We start from the raw sequence: 1198 nt of genomic DNA, 5'->3' as shown, positions 1-1198 counted from the left end.
GCATTGTATACATCTCCGATTCCCCCGAATGTTGAAGGAGAGTTCCAAATAACTCGAATGGCTTTAACTTGACGGCCGAATTCATTCGCTAATTCTTGATTTTGTGTATGAATCGCAGCTGAGTGACCTAATCCAAAGAACTCAACCATTTGTGCAGCTTTTTGAATTCCATCTTCAGTTGTTTCTGACTTCAATAAGGCTAAGACTGGAGATAGTTTTTCGCGTGTTAATGGTTCGTTTGGTCCAACTTCTGACACCTCTGCTACTAGAATATTTGTTTCTTCCGGAACGGTGAAACCTGCTTGTTCTGCAATCCATGTCGCTGGTTTCCCAACAATTTCACTATTTAATTTTGCGCCAGCACAGTTTTCACTGAATGCTTTAGAACCGAAACAAAATTCCTCTAATAGTGCTTTCTCTTTTGAATTTACGATATAAGCATGATAGCTTACTAATTCATCTTTAAATTCTTTATAGATTTCTTTATCAACAATTGCGGCTTGTTCAGAAGCACATACCATTCCGTTATCGAATGATTTACTTAATACGATGTCATAAGCTGCTTGCTTAACGTTTGCTGTCTTTTCAACGTAAGCTGGCACATTTCCTGCCCCAACTCCTAACGCTGGCTTACCACATGAGTAAGCTGATTTAACCATGGCATTTCCACCAGTGGCTAAGATTGTCGCAACCCCATCGTGATTCATTAATGCATTCGTTGCATCTAACGATGGTTCTGTAATCCACTGTACACAGTTTTCTGGTGCACCTGCTTCAATCGCTGCATCTCGAACGATTTGAGCAGCGTGAGCCGATGACTCAAGTGCTGCCGGGTGAAATGAAAAAATGATTGGGTTACGAGTTTTTAATGCGATGAGCGCTTTGAAAATAGTTGTCGACGTCGGATTCGTTGTCGGAGTGATGGCGCAAATAACTCCAACAGGTTCAGCAATTTCTGTGATCCCCGTCACTTCATCATCACTGATAACACCAACTGTCTTCATATCTCGCATGTAATTTACAACGTGCTCACAAGCAAATAAGTTCTTTGTCGCCTTGTCTTCAAATACACCACGGCCAGTTTCTTCAACCGCATGTCTTGCTAAAGTACCATGTTGATCTAAAGCTGCAACTGAAGCTTTCGCTACAATGTGATCAATTTGCTCTTGATTAAAATGATCGAATTCCTCTAAAGCAA

The 1198-nt window shown here is 41.0% G+C and carries 1 protein-coding gene; it reads right to left on the bottom strand.

Going from position 1 to position 1198, the window contains the following annotated elements; genetic code table 11:
• A partial coding sequence (locus tag ACRCJ0_RS14595) for an aldehyde dehydrogenase family protein (protein WP_431390930.1) occupies positions 1–1198 on the bottom strand: 1198 nt, incomplete at both ends.

The sequence above is a fragment of the Aerococcus sp. L_32 genome, from assembly GCF_050689315.1.
This window is presented reverse-complemented; position numbering and strand designations above follow the sequence as displayed.